The sequence below is a fragment of the Streptomyces sp. NPDC048461 genome (assembly GCF_055587105.1).
The window spans coordinates 98363-116387 of record NZ_JBVJGW010000021.1 but is presented as its reverse complement, the minus strand read 5'-3'; the positions used below and the strand labels follow the sequence as shown (position 1 = coordinate 116387).

General features: G+C 73.5%; 17 protein-coding genes. 10 read left to right on the top strand and 7 right to left on the bottom strand.

Annotated features, from left to right (window positions below; genetic code table 11):
* Window positions 1–52: 52 nt before the first annotated feature.
* On the bottom strand, window positions 53–733 hold the full coding sequence (locus ACZ6S8_RS29680; RefSeq protein WP_469460505.1) for a bifunctional DNA primase/polymerase: 681 nt from the start codon (window positions 731–733) through the stop codon (window positions 53–55).
* Between the two features lie 220 nt (window positions 734–953).
* On the opposite strand from ACZ6S8_RS29680, the gene ACZ6S8_RS29675 reads away from it, so the two are divergent.
* Complete coding sequence (locus tag ACZ6S8_RS29675; protein ID WP_469460484.1) at window positions 954–2336, top strand: transcriptional regulator; 1383 nt, start codon at window positions 954–956, stop codon at window positions 2334–2336.
* A 148-nt stretch (window positions 2337–2484) separates the two neighbouring features.
* Window positions 2485–4134: a hypothetical protein gene (locus ACZ6S8_RS29670; RefSeq protein ID WP_469460483.1), complete on the top strand. Its 1650-nt coding sequence runs from the start codon at window positions 2485–2487 to the stop codon at window positions 4132–4134.
* Window positions 4135–4186: 52 nt separating this feature from the next.
* On the opposite strand, the gene ACZ6S8_RS29665 is transcribed toward ACZ6S8_RS29670, so the two are convergent.
* Window positions 4187–5470, bottom strand: coding sequence for an ABC transporter substrate-binding protein (locus ACZ6S8_RS29665; RefSeq protein WP_469460482.1), 1284 nt, complete (start codon window positions 5468–5470; stop codon window positions 4187–4189).
* 208 nt (window positions 5471–5678) lie between these two features.
* On the opposite strand from ACZ6S8_RS29665, the gene ACZ6S8_RS29660 reads away from it, so the two are divergent.
* Both ACZ6S8_RS29660 and purU read left to right on the top strand, forming a co-directional pair.
* Window positions 5679–6125, top strand: a complete 447-nt coding sequence (locus ACZ6S8_RS29660; protein WP_469460504.1) for an SCO4402 family protein — start codon at window positions 5679–5681, stop codon at window positions 6123–6125.
* A 14-nt stretch (window positions 6126–6139) separates the two neighbouring features.
* Window positions 6140–7024 carry a formyltetrahydrofolate deformylase gene (purU, locus tag ACZ6S8_RS29655; protein WP_469460481.1) on the top strand — a complete coding sequence of 295 codons (885 nt, stop codon included), beginning with the start codon at window positions 6140–6142 and terminating at the stop codon, window positions 7022–7024.
* Window positions 7025–7116: 92 nt separating this feature from the next.
* Here purU and ACZ6S8_RS29650 read toward each other — a convergent pair whose 3' ends face one another.
* Entirely contained in the window at window positions 7117–7635 is a 519-nt protein-coding gene (locus tag ACZ6S8_RS29650; RefSeq protein WP_469460480.1) for an EF-hand domain-containing protein, read from the bottom strand.
* A 301-nt stretch (window positions 7636–7936) separates the two neighbouring features.
* On the opposite strand from ACZ6S8_RS29650, the gene ACZ6S8_RS29645 reads away from it, so the two are divergent.
* The gene (locus tag ACZ6S8_RS29645) at window positions 7937–8515 is read left to right on the top strand and encodes a sigma factor (protein WP_469460479.1); all 579 of its coding nucleotides are present in this window, start codon (window positions 7937–7939) and stop codon (window positions 8513–8515) included.
* Window positions 8512–9876 carry a zf-HC2 domain-containing protein gene (locus tag ACZ6S8_RS29640; protein WP_469460478.1) on the top strand — a complete coding sequence of 455 codons (1365 nt, stop codon included), beginning with the start codon at window positions 8512–8514 and terminating at the stop codon, window positions 9874–9876. Before ACZ6S8_RS29645 ends, ACZ6S8_RS29640 begins: the two co-directional genes overlap by 4 nt.
* Before the next feature lie 64 nt (window positions 9877–9940).
* Here ACZ6S8_RS29640 and ACZ6S8_RS29635 read toward each other — a convergent pair whose 3' ends face one another.
* Window positions 9941–11488: an AMP-binding protein gene (locus ACZ6S8_RS29635; protein ID WP_469460477.1), complete on the bottom strand. Its 1548-nt coding sequence runs from the start codon at window positions 11486–11488 to the stop codon at window positions 9941–9943.
* A gap of 122 nt (window positions 11489–11610) precedes the next feature.
* Here ACZ6S8_RS29635 and ACZ6S8_RS29630 point away from each other — a divergent pair, with 122 nt between their 5' ends.
* The 4 genes from ACZ6S8_RS29630 (at window position 11611) to ACZ6S8_RS29615 (ending at window position 15741) form a co-directional block, all read left to right on the top strand.
* Window positions 11611–12801, top strand: coding sequence for an amidohydrolase family protein (locus ACZ6S8_RS29630; protein ID WP_469460476.1), 1191 nt, complete (start codon window positions 11611–11613; stop codon window positions 12799–12801).
* Window positions 12801–13955 (top strand): acyl-CoA dehydrogenase, encoded by a 1155-nt coding sequence (locus ACZ6S8_RS29625; protein WP_469460475.1) that lies wholly within the window; start codon window positions 12801–12803, stop codon window positions 13953–13955. The genes ACZ6S8_RS29630 and ACZ6S8_RS29625 overlap by 1 nt, the downstream gene beginning before the upstream one ends.
* A 5-nt stretch (window positions 13956–13960) precedes the next feature.
* Window positions 13961–14890 carry an acyl-CoA dehydrogenase family protein gene (locus ACZ6S8_RS29620; RefSeq protein WP_469460474.1) on the top strand — a complete coding sequence of 310 codons (930 nt, stop codon included), beginning with the start codon at window positions 13961–13963 and terminating at the stop codon, window positions 14888–14890.
* A gap of 386 nt (window positions 14891–15276) precedes the next feature.
* Complete coding sequence (locus tag ACZ6S8_RS29615) at window positions 15277–15741, top strand: ATP-binding protein (protein WP_469460473.1); 465 nt, start codon at window positions 15277–15279, stop codon at window positions 15739–15741.
* 249 nt (window positions 15742–15990) lie between these two features.
* On the opposite strand, the gene ACZ6S8_RS29610 is transcribed toward ACZ6S8_RS29615, so the two are convergent.
* The 3 genes from ACZ6S8_RS29610 to ACZ6S8_RS29600 all read right to left on the bottom strand — a co-directional run bounded on the left by ACZ6S8_RS29610 (window position 15991) and on the right by ACZ6S8_RS29600 (window position 18006).
* Complete coding sequence (locus ACZ6S8_RS29610) at window positions 15991–16437, bottom strand: hypothetical protein (protein WP_469460472.1); 447 nt, start codon at window positions 16435–16437, stop codon at window positions 15991–15993.
* A 104-nt stretch (window positions 16438–16541) separates the two neighbouring features.
* Entirely contained in the window at window positions 16542–16961 is a 420-nt protein-coding gene (locus tag ACZ6S8_RS29605; RefSeq protein WP_469460471.1) for a hypothetical protein, read from the bottom strand.
* 118 nt (window positions 16962–17079) lie between these two features.
* A complete protein-coding gene (locus ACZ6S8_RS29600) occupies window positions 17080–18006 on the bottom strand; it encodes a cyclase family protein (RefSeq protein WP_469460503.1) in 927 nt (308 codons plus the stop codon).
* Window positions 18007–18025: the final 19 nt, after the last annotated feature.

Genomic DNA, 18025 nt, shown 5'->3' with positions numbered 1-18025 from the left:
CTTGCGGGCGCGGACCCGGGCCACGACGCCGGGGCCGGCGCCGGCGCCGGCCTCACGCTCCCGCGCGGGCCCGGGCCGCGGCCGCCTCGCGCCCGCAGGCGTACGCCAGGGCGTCGATCAGCTCCTCCGTGTCCGGCAGCCACCGGTTCGCCGGAGTGGGCCGCCGCGCCCACTGCACCGAGCCGCGGCCGCCGAAGCGGGTGGGCGGGGCCGCCACGTACTCGCCCTCGCCGCGCACGGCCAGGTCGATCGCGGCCGGGGACCAGCCCAGCTTCCGTACGAGGTCCGGCACCTTGGCACCGGCGCCCGGCAGGACGAAGAACAGCATCCGGTGGTCGGGGGTGAGGGCGACGGGCCCGATGGTGCGCTGCATCCGCTCCAGGCGCGCCAGCGCCAGGAAGCCGGCCGCGTCCGGCACGTCCAGCGCGTCGAACGTACGGCCCGTCGGCATGAGGATCGAGGCCTCCGGGTGCTTCGCCCACACCCGCCGCACCTGCACCGCGCTGCCGGTGGCCTGCGCCGCCCAGTCCTTCACCGCCGGGTGCGCGCCGGGGGCCGGGCAGTCCGCGGCGCCGCAGGAGCAGACCTCCCGCCCGTTTCCGGACTCCAGCCAGGTGCCGGCGAAGACGTCCCAGTGCCGTTCCTCCGCGTACCGGACGGCATGGTCCAGCACCTGTTCGCCGCGCTGCTTGGGGATGGGTGCGGTCTCCGTGACTCCGATGGTCTCTTCCACGCCCATCACAACTCCGCGGGTCACCCGGGGTTACGGGCGTAAACCGGACGGTGGACGGAGCATCGATCCTGCATGCGGGGCGCATCGGGGCACGCGTGGGGGCGCGTAGGAGGCCGGGGCGCGGGAGTTGGGTAGCGACACCACGCAGAGCGGAAGATTCCCCGCACTTCAGGCGGGAAGTGATCATTCCAGCGATCACCCGCGGTTACAGGGGGTTTTCATGGCAGCCAGGCCTCTCGTCGCCCGCCAGCCGAACGAACGGCTGCAGGCGCTCATCCAGGAAGCCGGGTGCTCCAACGCCGGGCTCGCCCGGCGGGTCAACATGTGCGGGGCGGAGCACGGTCTCGACCTCCGTTACGACAAGACCTCCGTGGCCCGCTGGCTGCGCGGCCAGCAGCCGCGCGGGCGGGCTCCCGGCATCATCGCGGAGGCGATCGGGCGCAAACTCGGCCGGACCGTCACCATCGACGAGATCGGCATGGCCAACGGCAAGAACCTCGCCTCGGGGATCGGCCTGCAGTTCTCCCCGACGGTCGTCGGCGCGATCGAGCAGGTCTGCGAGCTGTGGCGCAGCGACGTGGGCCGCCGCGACTTCCTGGCGGGATCGAGCGTGGCGGCCTCCGCGCTGGTCGAGCCGAGCCGCGACTGGCTGATCACCGGCGCCGACGCGCAGGTGGCCCGCAGCGGCGGGTCACGGGTCGGCATGTCCGACGTGGAGGCGGTACGGGCCACCACCGAGGCGCTCAAGGAGCTCGACCACCGCTTCGGCAGCGGGCACGTCCGCCCGGTCGTCGTGCACTACCTCAACTCCGTGGTGTCCGGGCTGATCGGCGGCGCGTACAAGGAGCCGGTGGGACGGGCGCTGTTCGCGTCGGTGGCCCGGCTGACCGAACTCGCCGGCTACATGGCGGTGGACACCGGGCAGCCGGGGCTCGCGCAGCGCTACTACATCCAGGCGCTGCGCCTGGCCCAGGCGGCCGGCGACCGGGCGTACGGCGGGTACGTGCTGGCGGCGTCCATGAGCCACCTGGCCGCCGAGCTGGGCAACCCCCGGGAGATCGCGCAGCTCGCGCGGGCCGCGCAGGAGGGCACCCGGGGGCAGGTCACCCCGCGGGTGGAGGCGATGTTCTACGCGGCCGAGGCGCGCGGGCACGCGCTGCTGGGGGACGTACGGGCGACGGCGGTGCTGTCGGGGCGGGCGGTGACGGCGCTGGAACGGGCGGAGCCGGAGTCGGGCGACGACCCGGCGTGGATCCGGCACTTCGACAGTGCGTACCTCGCGGACGAACTGGCCCACTGCCACCGGGACCTGGGCCAGGCGGAGGCGGCGGGCCGGCGCGCGGAGGAGGCGCTGCGGGGCCTGCCGGACGGCAAGGCGCGCCGCCGGGCGATCGGCCTGCTGCTGCTGGCGGCGGCGCAGGTCCAGCAGCGGGAGGTGGAGGAGGCCTGCCGGACCGCCACGAGGGCGGCGGACCTGTTGGCGGGGCTCCGCTCGACCCGGGGCGAGGAGTACCTGGAGGACTTCCGCTCGCGGCTGGAGCCGTACCGGGAGGAGGCGTCGGTCCGCGAGTTCGGCGCCCGTCTGGAGGCCAGGGCCGCCTGACCGGCCGCGGGGCCCGCCCGCCCGTCACCGTCCGCAACCCCGGGGCGGTCCCGGGCGGGTTCCCGGGCGGCCTGACGGTAGCCCCGGGCGACCGGGTAGCGTGAGCCGACGGTTCCGCAGGTTCGGGCAAGTCGGAGAAGGAGTCCCGGTGACGGAGAACGGACGAGGGGGCGCCCCCCAGCCGGGTGCCCCGTGGGGTCCGGACCCCGCCCACCCGGCGCAGCCGGACGGGCCCGAGGGGTACCCGCAGCACCAGCAGGAAGCCCCGCCCGGGCAGCAGCCCGCGTACGGCTCGCCGCAGCCGGGCGGGTCCGGGTACGGATCCCCGCAGCCCGGCCGGCCGGAGCAGTCGGCGTACGGCACCCCGCAGCCGGAGCAGCCGGGTTACGGCACCCCGCAGCCGGGCGGTCCCGCGTACGGCTACCCGCAGCCCGGGCAGGACCCGCAGGGCTACCCGGCGCCCGGGTACGGCTACCCGCAGCCGCAGCCGCAGCCGCAGCCGCAGCCGCAGCCGCAGCCGGCCGCCGGGGCCGGGCACGTGGTGGGCCCGGGCTACGAGGGCCCGGGGGACCCGCACGGCTACGGCTACCCGCCGCTGCCCGAGGCGGTCACCCAGTACATCCCGCCCGTTCCGTCGGGTCCGGGTCCGGGGGCTCCCGGCGGCCCGGGGGAGGACGCCACCCAGTACATGCCGCCGGTGCCGGCCGCCCCCGCGCACGCCGAGGCGGCGACGCAGTACATCGCGCCGGTCCCGGCGGGTCCGGGCGGCCCGGGGGAGGACGCCACCCAGTACATTCCGCCGGTCCCGGCGGGGCCGGGTCCGGGAGCTCCCGGCGGCCCGGGGGAGGACGCCACCCAGTACATGCCGCCGGTCCCGGCCGCCCCCGCGCACGTCGAGGCCGCGACGCAGTACATCGCGCCCGTGCCCGCCGCCGAGTTCGACGGCCTGTTCCGCGGGGGCGACGACTCCGCCGGGCACACGCAGCAACTGCCGCCGGTGCAGGAGCCGGTGCGGCGGCAGCCGCCGCCGCGTCCGTACCCGCCGCGCGGGCAGGGGCCCGTACCGCACCCGCACCAGGCCCCGCAGCAGCACTACCCGCACCCGGGTCAACCCGGCCACCCCCAGCAGCAGTTCGCCGGGCCCCCGCCCCCGCCGCCGGAGGCCCCGCGCCGGATCTCGCCCGCGGTCGTCGTGGCGGTGGTCGTCGGCCTGGCCGTCGCCGGTCTCGGCGTCGGCTCGCTGCTCGGCGACGACAAGCCGAAGAACAACGACCCGGGCGCGGTCCCGGCCGCGCCCAGCGCCGCCGGGGGCTCCGCCCCGGCCGGCGAGGCCCGGGTGGACCCGGGCAGCCCGCAGGCCGTGCAGCTGGACAAGCTCCTCGCCGACAGCAACGACAGCCGCGCCGCGGTGATCAAGGCCGTCGAGGACATCAAGGTCTGCAGCAACCTGGAGCAGGCCGCCGCCGACCTGCGCGACGCGGCCCGGCAGCGCGAGGAGCTGGTCACGCGCCTCAAGGAGCTGAAGCTGGACCAGCTCCCGGACCACGTGAAGCTGAGCGCGGCCCTCACCAAGGCCTGGCAGTCCTCCGCGGCCGCCGACAACAGCTATGCGGCCTGGGCGCAGGACGTCGGCGGCGACAAGGGCTGCAAGGACGGCAAGGCCAGGAACACGGACAACGCCTCCGCGGGGAACAAGGCGAGCGGCGACGCGACGCGGTCCAAGGAGCAGGCCGCGACCCTGTGGAACACGATCGCGACCAAGTACTCCCTCACGAAGCGCGACAAGTCGCAGCTCTGAGACCCGGGCCGGGGCGGGCGGTCCGCCCCGGCCGTGGCCCGGCCCGCCCCGGTCAGGCGGCCCGGGGGGCCTGTTCCAGCGTCGGGGTCATGTCCATGGACTGCTCGCCCTGCTGGGCGACCAGCCGGCCGGCCTGGACGATCTGGAAGCTGACCCGGCCGTTGACGATGCGGGGGAAGCCGCCGACCGCGCGCATGTCCTGGTAGCGCCAGCTCAGTTCCGGGGTCAGGCCGCCGGTCGTGACGGACTGCGACTGGTTCAGCACGCGCGCCAGCTTGCGGGCGGTGACGTTCTCGCCCGGCTTGAAGCGGTTCACGATCTCGCTCAGCACGGTGTACGCGATCCAGGTGGTCTGCGCGCCGCTGTCGGCGGCGTCGAGGCCGTCCGCGCCGAGGGAGTGCTCGGAGATCACCTTGCGCATCGGCTCCCACAGGGGATCGGTGGAGACCGGGTACCAGCTGGTCAGGTAGGCGCCTTCGAAGGGGCTCTCGCGGCCGCCCGTGCGGTCCACCAGGGACTGGCTGAGGCTGCCGAGCACCGAGGAGATCTGCGGGTTCTTCTTCTGGGAGTCGGCCCGGCGGAACGCGTCGAAGAAGGTCTCCGTGCGTTCCCCGAGGACCGCGGTCACGCAGCCCCGGTCCTTGCCGCCGGTGGTGTTGGACAGGGCCTCGCGGGCCTGCGGGGCGAAGTCCGTCGCGTCCTCGGCGGCCCGGATGTCGGAGGCGTCGCCCATCTTGTTGGCGCGCAGCCCGGCGTTGAGCAGGACGGGCAGGGAGTCGCCCGCGAGGGTGTCGGGGCGGACCAGCGCGACCTGGCTGCAGGCGCGGCCGAGCTGGTGGCCGGCCCCGGCGAGGAGGACGGGCTGGCCGCCGTTGACGGGGTAGGAGAGCGTGGACTGGAACTCCTCCGAGGAGACCCCGTAGCCGCCGATGAACGGGATGCCCTCGGCCTCCAGCGGGGCCATGAAGGCGCGCCCGTGCTGGCTGTAGGAGCCGACCACGGCGACGGCCTTCTCGGCGATGGCCTTGCGGGCGCAGTCGGCGGCGCCGGTGGGCGTGTTCTTCTCGTTGCAGGTCAGGATCCGCAGGGTGCGGCCGTTGACGCCGCCCTTGGAGTTCACCCAGCGCTCGTAGGCCCGGGCCATGGCGGGCATTCCGGGCATGTTGGTCGCGGCCGTGCCTTCGGGGGCGAAGGTCATGACGGTGAGGGTGTCCCCGGATCCCCCGGAGCCGCCGGACCCTCCGGGTATCACCCCGCACCCGGCGACGAGACACGCACCCATCGCGGTGGCGAGGAGGGTGCGGGAAAGCCTTGCTGCGCGGCGCCAGTCGGTCATGTCCACGCACCATTCCGCCCCACGGGGAACTGAAGTGTGAGGTGTACACAACATTCGGTGACGCCCAGGTGAATTGCCGGGGAAGCCGGCGGGTCCCGCGGTGCCGCGGGCGCCTCAAGATCGCGCTGATCAGGAACGTACGATCGAAAGCGTGACATTCGCCCAAGGTTCGAAGAACTCTTCCCGCCGCGGCGGCCGCTCCTCCACCATGGGCGGCATGCCCCTCAACGACATGCCGTGGTGGCGCTGGCGCAGCAACGTGCGCTCGGCGCTGCACATGCTCTCCGACCCGGTCTTCCACGAGGAGACCTGGCTCGCCGGCGCCGAAGGGTACGGGGACGTCACCGACGCCGTGTACCGGCTCGTGGAGGACACCTGGCTCGACAGCTGGTCGGCCGAGAAGTACGTCGGCACGATCTTCCGGGACTCGCAGGAGGCGGCCCTCGTCGACCTCTCCGTGCTGCGGGTGCTGCGGATCCTGCACCAGGTCGGCCCCGACGCACCCGTCTCCGCCTACCTGGAGCACCATGCGTGGCCCGAGGCGGTCCGCGCCGCGCGCGAGGCGCACGTACGGCTGGCCGCGGCGGACGGGGACGACCCCGACGAGCGGCCGCGGTCGCTCGAACTGCTGAGGATGGCGACCCGCGCGGTGTGAAAGGCTGTCGGGTCATGAGCGACCCGCAGCCCGAGGCCCCGGCCCAGCCCCTCCAGCAGTACGTCCTGACCGTGTCCTGCCCCGACAAGCAGGGCATCGTGCACGCCGTGTCGAGCTACCTCTTCATGACCGGCTGCAACATCGTGGACAGCCAGCAGTTCGGAGACCGGGGGACCGGGCTCTTCTTCATGCGGGTGCACTTCGAGGCCGAGTCCGCCCTGACCGTCGACAAGCTGCGCGCCAGCTTCGCCGCGATCGGGGACTCCTTCCGGATGGACTGGCAGATCCACCGCTCCGACGAGCGCATGCGGATCGTGCTGATGGTGTCCAAGTTCGGCCACTGCCTGAACGACCTGCTCTTCCGCGCCGGCATCGGCGCCCTGCCGGTGGAGATCGCGGCCGTGGTCTCCAACCACACGGACTTCGCGGAACTGGTCGGCTCGTACGGCATCCCGTTCGTGCACATCCCGGTGACGAAGGACACGAAGGCGGCCGCCGAGGCGGAGCTGCTGGAGCTGGTGCGCGCGGAGAACGTCGAGCTGGTGGTCCTCGCCCGGTACATGCAGGTGCTGTCGGACACCCTGTGCAAGGAGCTGAGCGGGCGGATCATCAACATCCACCACTCGTTCCTGCCGAGCTTCAAGGGTGCGAAGCCGTACCACCAGGCGCACGCGCGCGGCGTGAAGCTGATCGGCGCGACCGCCCACTACGTCACCGCCGACCTGGACGAGGGCCCGATCATCGAGCAGGAGGTCGAGCGGGTGGGCCACGAGGTCACTCCGGACCAGCTGGTGGCGATCGGGCGCGACGTGGAGTGCCAGGCGCTGGCGCGCGCGGTGAAGTGGCACAGCGAGCACCGGGTGCTGCTGAACGGCGCGCGGACGGTGGTCTTCGCCTAGGCGGCCGCCCGGGTGCCGCCGCCGGCGTCCGGGCAGGGGGAGGGGCGGGGCCGCGCGGCCCCGCCGTCGACCTCCCGGCCGCGCCGCGGACGTCAGGCGTCCGGGGCCTCCACGCCGCAGTACGACGCGAAGGCCGCCAGGATCTCGTCCTCCGAGATGCGGCCGTCGCCGTCGGTGTCCAGGGCGGTCGCCACCTGCGCGGCCTGCTCCGCGGGGGTGCCGAGCACGGTCAGCACCCGCGCCGTCGCCGGTGGGGTGGCTCCGGCGCCGTCCGGGTCCGCGACCGCGATCACGGCCCGCAGGAACGGCCGTGCGATCTCCGCGAACCGCTGCGGGCTGTCGCGCAGCCGCTTCGCCGCGCCGGTGATGAACTCCTCGCGGGACACCCGCTGGTCGCCGTCGACGTCCGCGATGCCCGCCATGCCCTGCCAGAAGGCCTCGGCGCCCGCGAAGACGGCCTGGCCCTTGTCGGAGCGTGCGGTGGTGCCGAATTCGGTCAGTACGGCCTTCGCGGCCGCGCTGAAGTCCTCCCGGTCGATATAGCCGGACCCGTCCTGGTCGAAGGTGGCGAATCGGGCGGCGATCTTGCGCTCGTATTCTGCGCTGTCCATGTTCGGCGTTCCGCCTTCACGTGTGCGGTGGGGTTCAGATCAAGACACTGCAGGAGCGTACGGCCTACGTGGCCTGCGCGTTAAGCGAAGCGGTCAAGGAGGTGGCGACATCGAACCCGCGCACGGGGAGCGCGGCGGGGCGCGTACACCTGTACCCATGTCCCCATGCTCGTACCACCGTTCACGCGGCGCCATGTCCTTATCACGCTCGGCGCATTTTCGGGGCGGGCTTCCCCCAAAACAGGCGCACAACGCCATGTGCCCACTACATTCGATGCGTCGACACACGGCTGGGGGCACTATGCCGAAGGACGCGCCACCGCGCTGGGACCGCCGCATGCAGCAGCGCCTCGCCCGCGGTGAGGCCGCCGCGCTCGGGGAGCTGTACGACCGCTTCGCCTCCCTCGTGCACGGCCTGGCGCACCGGGTGCTGGGCGACGAGAAGGCCGCCGACCGGACCACGCGCGAGGTCTTCGCGTACATCTGGGAGAACCCCGACGCCTACGACCCCAAGCAGGGCTCCATGCGGTCGTGGGTCGCCCGGATCACCCAGGGCCAGGCCGTGGCACGGCTCCGGCAGGCGGAGCGGGGCCGCGGCTCGCACGAGGAACTGGAGCAGAAGGTGCGCAGTGCCAGCGCCGCCGCCCGCGCCGACTTCATCGTCACCTCCATGCCCGCGCCCCTGCGCGCGGCGCTCGAACTCGCCTACTTCAAGCGGCGCGACTACCGGCAGGCCGCCGCCGACCTCCGGATCAGCGAGGACGAGGCGCGGCGCCGGCTGCGGCTCGGGCTGCAGCTCCTGTCGACCGCCCACACCCTCCCGCTGGACGACACCACCCCTCCCGGACACGGCCACCGCACCCATGGAACGCCCCGATGACCGGCCCCGCCGAGCGACCCGACGACGGGTACGAGCGGCCTGCGGGCCCCGCCCGGATACCGGGTCCGCGCGGCCCCGCCGACGACCTCGACCCGCAGTACGCGCCGCTGCCCGCGGAACCGCTGCCGGAGCCGTCGCCGCAGCCGCCCGTGCTCCCGGAGCCGCTCCCGGAACCCTTCCCGGAGCGGCCCGCGGCGTCCTCGGCGGCCGGGGAGCCGTGCGGTGAACCGGCGCCGGACCCCGCGGCGGCGGCCGTCCCGCCCACGCACGCCGTGCTGAAGTCCCTGCTCGGCGCGTGGGCGCTGGCCGCGTGCTCCGCGGAGGAGACGCAGGCGGTGGAGGAGCACCTCACCGAGTGCGCGCCCTGCGCCGAGGAGGCGCTGCGGCTGCGCGACGCGGTGGGCCTGCTGCACCCGGAGGAGACCCTCGACCTCAAGCCGCTGCTGCGGTCGCGGGTGCTGGAGGACTGCCTGGGCAAGCGGCCGGCCCGCATCCCGGTGCCGGTGTGGGCGAGCCCGTACGACACGGAGACGGCGCGGCTCGACGCGCTGCTCCAGGACTTCGGCGACTCGGAGTGGCACACCCCGGTACGGCTGAAGTGGTTCGAGGAGGAGGGGCGCCGCTCGCAGCGGACCACGGTGGCCGGGGTGATCGGGCACCTGCTGACGGTGGACGGCATGGTCGCGACGGCCCTGGGGCTGGACGATCCGCTGGGTCCCGACGCGCCGCCGGGCGCCGGCCCGGCCGCGCGGACGGAGCACTTCTGGGACGCGCCGGGGCACCCGACCACCCGGCGGGTCCGCGACCCGTGGCGGGAGCAGGGGCACACGCTGGTGCGCACGGTGTCCTTCGCCGGCGGGGGCGTGGCCGAACTGGCGGTGGACTACGGCGACTTCGCGCTGCCGCTCGGGGACGCGTTCCTGGAGCGGGCCTTCGAGTGCTGGGTCCACGCGTGGGACATCGCCGAGGCGGTGGACTACCCGTACGAGGCGCCTTCCGGGCCACACCTGCACCGCATGATCGACCTGGCGGCCCGGCTGCTGCCGGGGGCGCTGGCGCAGCGCCGCCGGGCGGGGCTCGCCGGTCCGGCGCGCGGCCTGGTCGAGGCGGGTGCGCCGGGGCGGACGCTGCACCTGGAGATCGAGGGCGCGGGCGGCGGGGGCTGGGACATCGCGCTGGACTCGCCGGCCGCGAAGCCGTCGGCGGAGCGGACGGTGGCGGAGATCGCGCTGGACGGCGTCGAGTTCTGCCAGCTGGCCGCGGGCCACATCTCGCCGGAGGAGGCGGCCGCGGGGCAGCACGGCGACCGGGAGGCGATCCGGGACGTCCTGTTCGCGGCGGCCTCGCTGAGCCGGCTGTAGCCGACGGTGCCGCGGCGGGGCCGTCCCCGGGACGCCCCGCCCCGGAGACGGCCCACGGCGCGGGTCAGGCGTAGCGTTCGCGCAGGCGGTACTTGAGGACCTTGCGCAGGGCCTCGTTGCGGGGGAGGGACTCCAGGAGCTCCAGCTGCTCGGGGAGCTTGTGGGTCGCCAGGCCCTCGGCGCGCAGGTACGAGGTCAGCTGCGGCAGGGTCAGCGGGGCCGCCCCCGGGGGCTGCTCCACGACGGCGCAGACGCGTTCGCCGCGCGCCGGGTCCGGGAGGCCGATGACGGCCACGTCGGCGACGCCGGGCAGCCGGTGCAGGAGGTCCTCGATCTCCTTCGCCGAGATGTTCTCGCCCTTGCGGATGATGACGTCCTTGCTGCGGCCGGTGAGGACCAGGTAGCCGTCCGCCGTCAGGTGCCCGAGGTCGCCGGTGATCAGGTAGCCGTCGGCGTCGAAGACCGCCGCCGACTGCTCCCGGTCGAGGTACCCGCGGCAGACGGCCTCGCCCTTGAGCCGGACCTCGCCGTCCGTGTCCGAGGGCAGCGGGGTGCCGTCGGGGGCGGTGACGCGGACGGACATGCCCGCCGGGGGGCGGCCCTCGGTCGTGGCCAGGTGGTCCGCCGTGTCGTCCGGCGCCCCCATGGTGATCATCGGGACCTCGGTCATGCCGTAGCCGTGGGTCAGCTGGCAGCCCATCTCGCGCACGACGGCGTGGTAGATCTCCGGCGGTTTGGGGGCGCCGCCGCCGGCGAGCAGCCGGAGGGTGGGGATGAGCTTCGTCGCGGGGTCCTTGCGCTGTTCCGCGAGGAACATGGAGTAGAAGGCCGTGGAGCCGCCGGCGACCGTGACGCCGTGGCGGCGGTAGCCGTCGAGCGCGTCCGGCATGGCGAACTTCTCGAAGAGGACGGCCGGGAAGCCGTACAGCAGCAGCATGACGGTGTAGTCGGGCCCGGCTATGTGCGCGAACGGGAAGGCCATCGAGCCCACGTCGGCCGGGCTCAGGTGCAGGGCGTGGGCGAGGCAGGAGCCGCCGGCGATCAGGGACCGGTCGGTGTGCAGGACGCCCTTGGGGTCGGAGGTGGTGCCCGAGGTCCAGTAGATCCAGCGGACGTCGGTGCCGGAGCCGGGCGGCGGGGGCAGGACGGCCGGGTCGCCGTCCGGGAGGTCCTCGTACGCCTCGAAGACCCCGCGGGCGCCGAGCCGTTCGGCCATTGCGGGGTAGTCGTGGCCGCGCCACACGCCCGGGACGGCGAAGAACTCCGCCTTGGACTCGCGGAGCGCGAAGCCGACCTCCCGGTCCCGGTAGAAGGGGATGACCGGGGACTGGACCGCTCCGAGGCGGGCGAGGGCGACCGACAGCAGCACGGTGCCGATGCGGGTGGGGAGCTGCCAGGCGACGACCGTGCCGGGGCGCACGCCCATGCCGTACAGGCCGGCGGCGACGCGTTCGGAGCGGTCGCGGAGCTCGCCGAAGGTCAGCCTGCGGTCGTCGGCGGGGTCCTCGGCGGCCTCGATGAGGACGGTGGTGTCCGGGGTGAGCGCGGCCCGGCGGTCGATCAGCTCCCACAGGGTGCGGGACCGGCTCAGTTCTGTCGCGGTGTCCGGCATCCCAGACCTCCCTTAGCTGACGGATAGTCAGATCCAGCGGAGAGCGTAGAGCGCCGGCGCTTGTCGGTCCAGGGGTGGCGGGGCTAGCTTGTTTCTGACGATCCATCAGATTGGGGAGACCTGTGGAACTGCCTCGGATCATCAGCGTCGACGACCACGTGATCGAGCCCGCACACCTGTTCGACGTCTGGCTGCCCGCCAGGTACCGCGACCGCGGCCCCAAGCCGCTCACCGCCGGCATCGGCGAGCTGCAGTACACGGGCGGCAAGTACGTCATCTCCATGGACCCCGACGGCCCGCCGACCGACTGGTGGATCTACGAGGACCTGAAGTTCCCGTACAAGCGCAACATCGCCGCCGTCGGCTTCGACCGCGACGACATGACCCTGGAGGGGATCACCCGCGAGGAGATGCGCCGCGGCTGCTGGGACCCCAAGGCGCGGCTGCTCGACATGGACCTCAACCACGTCGAGGCCTCGCTGTGCTTCCCGACCTTCCCGCGCTTCTGCGGGCAGACCTTCGCCGAGGCCCACGACAAGGAGGTGGCGCTCGCCTGCGTGCGCGCCTACAACGACTGGATGGTCGAGGAGTGGTGCGGCGACAGCGGCGGCCGGCTGATCCCCCTGTGCATCATCCCGCTGTGGGACATCGACCTCGCGGTGGCCGAGATCCGGCGCAACGCGGCCCGCGGCGTGCGGGCGGTGACCTTCTCCGAGATACCGACCCACCTCGGGCTGCCGTCGATCCACTCCGGGTACTGGGACCCCTTCTTCGCCGTCTGCCAGGAGACCGGCACGGTGGTCAACATGCACATCGGGTCCAGCTCCCAGATGCCCGCCGCCTCCCCGGACGCGCCGCCCGCCGTCCAGGCCTCGCTCAGCTTCAACAACGCGATGGCCTCGATGATGGACTTCCTCTTCAGCGGCGTGCTGGTGAAGTTCCCGACGCTCAAGCTCGCCTACAGCGAGGGCCAGATGGGCTGGATCCCGTACGCCCTGGAGCGCGCCGACGACGTCTGGCAGGAGCACCGGGCCTGGGGCGGGGTCCGGGACCTGATCCCCGAGCCGCCGTCCACGTACTACTACCGGCAGATCTTCTGCTGCTTCTTCCGCGACAAGCACGGCATCGCCTCGCTGGACGTGGTCGGCCGCGACAACGCCACCTTCGAGACCGACTACCCGCACGTCGACTCGACCTTCCCGCACACCAAGGAGGTCGCCCTCGACCACGTGAAGGGCCTCGACGAGGAGACCGTCTACAAGCTGATGCGCGGCAACGCCATCCGCATGCTCGGCCTCGACCTGGACCGCTGATGGACCTGACCTACACCGAGGAGGAGCAGGAGTTCCGGGCCCGGCTGCGCGCCTGGCTCGCCGTCGTGCTGCCCGGGCTGCCCGCCAAGCCGTCCCCCGACGACTGGCCGGGCCGCCGCGCCTACGACGCGGGCTGGCAGCGCCGGCTGCACGACGCCGGGTACGCGGGCCTGCACTGGCCGCTCGACGCCGGGGGCCGCGGGGCCACCCCGACCCAGCACCTGATCTTCCTGGAGGAGACGGAGCGCGCGGGCGCCCCGTACGTCGGTGCGAACTTCGTCGGCCTGCTGCACGCCGGCCCGACCATCGCCGCCGAGGGCACGGCGGAGCAGCGGGCGCGCTGGCTGCCGCCGGTGCTGCGGGGCGACGAGGTGTGGTGCCAGGGGTTCAGCGAGCCGGACGCCGGCTCGGACCTGGCGTCCCTGCGGACGCGCGCCGTCCGGGACGGCGACGACTACGTGGTCACCGGCTCGAAGGTGTGGACCTCGCACGCGGAGGTGGCCGACTGGTGCGAGCTGCTGGTGCGCACGGACCCGGACGCCCCCAAGCACCGCGGCATCTCCTGGCTGGCCATGCCGATGGACGCGCCCGGGGTGACGGTGCGGCCGCTGCGGACGCTGGCGGGGTCCACCGAGTTCGCGGAGGTGTTCCTCGACGAGGTGCGGGTCCCGGTCGCCAACCGGGTCGGCGCGGAGAACGACGGCTGGCGGGTCACCATGGTCACGCTCTCCTTCGAGCGGGGCACCGCCTTCGTGGGCGAGGTCGTCGCCTGCCGCCGGACCCTGGGCGAGCTGGCCCGCCGGGCCAAGGCGAACGGCAGCTGGGACGATCCGGTGCTGCGGCGCAGGATGGGCCGGCTGTACGGGGAGTTCGGCGCGCTGTGGCGGCTCACGCAGTGGAACGTCAGCGAGGCGGAACGCTCCGGCGGCGTCCCCGGCACCGGCGGCTCCGTCTTCAAGCTCGCGTACTCGCACGCCCGGCAGGAGCTGTACGACACGGCCGCGCAGGTGCTGGGGGCCGGGTCCCTCGTCCTGGACGAGGAGTGGACGCTGGACCGCCTCTCGTCGCTCTCGTACACGATCGCGGCGGGCACCTCGCAGATCCAGCGCAACATCGTCGCCGAGCGCATCCTCGGCCTTCCGAAGGGCCGGTGAGGGGCGTGCACTTCCAGCCGACCGAGGACCAGGAGGCCCTGCGCAGGGGCGTACGGGACCTCCTGGCGGGGCGGTACGGGCGCGGGGCGCTGCGGGCTTCGGCGGACGGCGCGGCGCCGGCCGGCGGGCCGGTGGTGGACCGGGGGCTGTGGCGGGAGCTGGGCGAGGCCGGGTTCTTCGCGCTGCGGCTCCCGGAGGCCGAGGGCGGGGTCGGGCTCGGGCTCCCGGAGGCGGTGCTCGCCTTCGAGGAGGCCGGGCGGGCCCTGCTGCCGGGGCCGCTGGTCGCCACGCACCTCGCCGCCGGGCTGGTCCCGGGGGCCGCGGCGGGGAAGGCCGTGGTCACCGCCTTCGACCTGGGCGGGGACCTGGTGGCGCACCTCGGGGAGGCGGACGCCGTCCTGGGGGCCCCCGGGGAGCCGGTCCCGGCCGGGGAACCGGTCCGCTCGGCGGACCCGCTGACCCCGCTGCACCGGGTGGCGGCGTACGGCGGCGGGGGCGCCGGCGTCTCGGAGCACCGCGCGACGGGGGCGCTGCTGACCGCCGCGCTCCAGGTCGGGAGCGCGCTGCGGACGCTGGAGCTGGCGGTGCGGTACGCGGCGGAGCGGGAGCAGTTCGGACAGCCGATCGGCGGGTTCCAGGCGGTCAAGCACCTCTGCGCGGGCATGCTGGTGCGGGCGGAGGTGGCCCGTACGGCGGTCTACGCGGCGGCGGTGACCGCGGACCCCGGGGAGATCGCGGCGGCCAAGCTCCTCGGCGACGAGGCGGCGGTGGCGGGCGCCCGGGACTGCCTGCAGGTGCACGGCGGGATGGGCTTCACCTGGGAGGCGGACGTGCACCTGCACCTGAAGCGGGCGTGGGTGCGGGCCGAGCAGTGGCGGACCGCGGCCCAGGCGGAGGAACTGCTGGCGGAGGAACTGCTCGCGTCGGGTCCGTAGCGCGCTGTGACGAAAACGGCCCGTGGAAAGCGCCGGGAGTACACGGTGAGTGCGCGGGGCAGGCGCGGGACGACGGAGGAAGGTACGGGAGAGACGGGGTGGGACGCATGTCCGATTACAGAGAGTTGATATCGGTTCGTGTCCTTCGTCCGACTCGTAACGGCCCGGAGTCGGGGGCCTGCTCCGGTACGCTCCCACGAATGCGAGCGGTTGAGCGGCGCGGGCGTCGCACAGTATGCACCACGCCTACTCCTTCGCGCGGGAATATGCCCGAAGCGCTTGTTGTGGTGACTGTACGTCAACCATGCTGCTCCGCAAGGGGATCACACTGGGTGATCCCGTCCTGTCGCGAGGCGAAGTGTCCGCCGGTTCGGATGGTGTGAGCGGTGCAGGTGCTTCAGGTTCAGCTGGAGGTAGGACCCGATCCCGCCGAGGTCGGCCGGGCGCGCCGGTGGGCCCGCTCCCGACTCGCGGGCTCGGGCATAGGGGACGACGAGCCGCTCGCCGAGACGCTGATCCTGCTGATCTCCGAGCTGGTGACGAACGCGGTCGTGCACACGGGCTGTCCGGCCGTGCTGCGGATGCTCTTCGGTGAACCGGGCGTGCGGGTCGAGGTCGCGGACGCGAGCGACCGGGCCCCGGCACCCCGGCAGGCCGCCGGGGACGACACGGGCGGGCGGGGCCTGGAACTGGTGGACGGCCTCGCGGACCGCTGGGGCTGGCAGCGCGAGGGCGCGGGCAAGCGGATCTGGTGCGAGATCGACCGTGCGGAGAAGGCGGCGGGGGACTGCGCCTCGGACGGACCGCCGGAAAATCACCCCTCCGGGCGGGAACCGCGCGTGTACCTCTAACGAGGTGTTGACGTTCCGTCACATCGTGATCACCCTGGTGGGGAGCGATTCGACGCGAGGGGACGCCAAGGACCTGCCTTGGCGAGTGCGGGTCGCGGGGTGGCGGCTGCCGTGCCGCGCTCGGGGCGTGCACGCGCGCCGCCGCCACCCGCAGTGCCTGCGGCTTGGTGGTCGCGTGCCGGGGACGACTGTCGCGGTCGCGCACTCCGCGTGGCGAGGTGTCCTCCGACCGCCGCATGGGGGGCGGTGCTACGGGGCGCACCCCTCCGCCTCGTACGGTGGCGGAGCTGCCGCCTCCATTGCCTTGAGGATCAGGTCCATGTCCTTGGCCGCCGCGATGCAGAACTCCTGATCCTTCTCCAGCTCGGACTGCGCCTTGCCGAAGTCGTCCCCGCTGTTTCTCGTTTCCCGAGTGAGGCGGGCGGGGACGACGAGCCAGTTCTTCGCGGCCTTGAACTCCCACTCGACATGCTGCGGGGCCTCGCGGACGAGCGCTTCGAACAGGGGCTTCAGTTCATCGCGTGGCTCGGCGAAACGCCAGCCCAAGTGTGCGACCTGCACATGGCCGAGGCGGGGATGGCGTTCGGGCTGCGATCTGAACCAGAAGAGAACGCCGAACCGGCTGAGTGCCTTCTTGGCCCGTGGGCCGCGCGCCGTGTCGGGTTGATTTCCCGCGGTGTTCTCGTTCATCTCCATGGCCTCGCTGTAGCCGGAGCGGTGCCACGGCATCGTGCGGTTTGGGTGCGGCGTGCGCGTCCCCCGGCGCGGGGTGGGGAGGGCCCGCGCCGGCGGACGGGGGGTCAGGCGACCGGCTGGGCCGTGAGGATGGTGAGGACCTGGTCCATCTCCGCGCGCCAGATGCGGTGCACGTTCATGCGCGTCGGCTTCGGGGTGTTCGGGAGCTGGAGGCGGAAGTAGCTCCAGAGGGTGTTCCGGTTGATGTCGGTGACCAGGCCGGTCGCCTCGCCCGCGGGGATGGCGAAGGCTATCTCCTGCGGGCGGTTGCTCCACCGGCTGGCCTTGTGGACCACGACGGCCTGCTCGGTGACGGTGACGAAGTAGTACGTGAGGAAGGCCTGGCCGATGAGGCCGAGCATGGACATCAGCCACACGCTGGGACCGGCGATGACCTGGACGGTGACCACGGGGCGGTCGGCCGGGTTGATCTGGGCGATGGCTTCCGCCACCTGCTGCTGCATGGTGGCCTTCTTGACGGCCATGGGGGACTCCTGAGCGGTACTGCGAGGCCCCCGGCGGTCGGGGGCACCGCAGGGTACCGGCCGGTCCCGGGGCCCGCCGGGGCGGGGCGGCGTACGGGAGGAGGAGCGGCGGGGCGGGTCAGAGGACGGCGACCGGGGCCACCGGGGTGCCCACCGCGCCGACGAAGGGCTCGGGCATCGCGGAGAGCAGGAACGCGTACCGGCCCTCTTCTGCACAGGCTGTGGACAACTTTTCGAGATTCCAGTTCTGGCCCTGGTGCATGCCCATCTCCACCAGGTCCAGCGCGTGGACCGGGAGCCAGAGGTCCTCGTTCTCCGGCGGGAAGATCTCGAAGGTCAGGGTGTCGTTCGCGACGGCCGCCACGTCCCGGGCGTGGAACCACTCCGGGGTGCGGATCGACAGGCCCGGGGAGGGGAAGCCGTACCCGTGCCTGTCGCCCGCCAGGTAGACCTGGACCTGGCCGGTGCGGACCAGGACGATGTCGCCCGCGCGGACGGTGATCCCGCCGAACTCCTCGGCCTCGGACAGGTCTTCGGGGGTCACCGCGTGCCCGCCCGGAAGCCGGTCCAGGCCCTTCGCGCGGGCGACGTCCAGCAGGACCCCGCGCGAGACGATCGGCCCGGCCTTGTCGATGCCGCTGAACTCGGCGCGGCCGTGCGCGGTGATCGAGGAGGCCGGGCGGCCGTTGTAGATCCGGCCCGAGTGGGAGACGTGGGTGAGGGCGTCCCAGTGGGTGCCCGCCTGGAGGCCCATCGTCACCGCGTCGTCGCTGCAGGCCACCGTGCCGGGCCCGAAGATCTCCTGGTTGATCTGCACCATCGTGTGGTGCGGGTTGATCCGGCCGGGGATCATGCCGACCTGTACGCCGTCCTCCTTCAGCGGCAGCGCCAGCGGGACGCGGCGGCCGGTGCGTATCTCGCCCGCGGCGGCCCGGACCACCTCGTCGGTGACGAGGTTCAGGGTGCCGATCTCGTCGTCGGCGCCCCAGCGGCCCCAGTTGTTGACGCGCTTGGCGATGTCGTGGAACTCGGGCGGCAGGGACATGGACCTCATCAGCTCCTTG